The 1,217-nt window shown below is 34.8% G+C and carries 1 protein-coding gene and 1 pseudogene; both read left to right on the forward strand.

What is annotated here, in order from left to right:
* Window positions 1–199, forward strand: a pseudogene (locus EKL98_RS17715) (hypothetical protein); the annotation flags it as partial.
* A gap of 73 nt (window positions 200–272) precedes the next feature.
* Window positions 273–1,169 (forward strand): site-specific tyrosine recombinase XerD, encoded by an 897-nt coding sequence (gene xerD / locus EKL98_RS16475; protein ID WP_126563193.1) that lies wholly within the window; start codon window positions 273–275, stop codon window positions 1,167–1,169.
* Window positions 1,170–1,217: the final 48 nt, after the last annotated feature.

Genomic DNA, 1,217 nt, shown 5'->3' on the forward strand with positions numbered 1-1,217 from the left:
ACCTGCTGTATCTGGTGCATTTGGCGGTTTAATTCGTGGAGGTTTTGAATGGGCGGGATTTAGAATGGGGTTAGAATATAATTTTATTCCTGATTCTGATTTAGAAGATATAAACGGTGTTAAAAAAGGAACTGCAAAAAACGCCGATTTAGGTATCCACATCGGATTTTTTGTTGGAGGAGGAAAATGGGGGAAATAATTTTTTCTTTATAAAATCAAACCACGCATTTGCGTGGTTTTTTTATGTCCAAAAATAGCTTTACTTTGCTTATATGAACTGGAAAACAGATATCAAAAATTATCAGTCTTATCTTAGGATTGAAAGAGGATTATCTAAAAACACCATCGAAAATTATTCTTTTGATATAGAACGGTTGTGTCTTTTTTTGGAGGAAAATAATTTCTCAGTTTCGCCCATAAAGATAAGCGAAGAAACGATTCAGCAGTTTATTTATAGTGTTTCAAAAGAAGTAAATCCACGTTCGCAGGCCAGAATAATTTCGGGATTAAAAAGTTTTTTTAGCTATTTAATTTTTGAAGATTATCGCTTAGACAATCCCATGGAATTGATTGAAACTCCCAAAACAGGTCGAAAACTCCCCGATACTTTATCAGTCGATGAAATTGATGCTTTAATTTCGGCAATAGATTTGAGTTCCAATGAAGGCGAACGAAATCGAGCAATGTTGGAAACGCTTTATGGTTGTGGGCTTCGGGTTTCGGAATTGGTTTCCTTGAAGATTTCTGATTTATTTTTTGATGAGGGCTTCATTAAAATTACCGGAAAAGGGAATAAACAACGTTTAGTTCCCATAGGGAATTTGACTCAAAAATACATCCAAATTTATAGAGATTACAAACGAAATGATTTGAATATAAAGAAAGGTCACGAAGATACTTTGTTCTTAAATAGGAGAGGAAGTCAGTTGACAAGAGCAATGATTTTTACGATAATCAAAGGTTTAGCAGCTAAAATTGAACTAAAAAAAAGCATCAGCCCTCATACTTTGCGCCATTCGTTTGCCACCCATCTTCTGGAGAATGGTGCCGATTTGCGTTCGATTCAGTTAATGCTAGGGCACGAATCGATAACTACTACGGAAATTTATGTGCATCTGGATAGGAGGTTTTTAACAGAAGTAATCAATAATTTTCATCCGAGAAGATAGTTAGCAGTCAGCAGATTTTAGGTTGCAGATAAAAAAAATGACTTGTTT

The sequence above is a fragment of the Flavobacterium bomense genome (assembly GCF_003970355.1).

Coding starts and splice junctions, on each gene's coding strand:
- xerD (WP_126563193.1), top strand. CDS start 273: ATGAACTGGAAAACAGATATCAAAAATTATCAGTCTTATCTTAGGATT.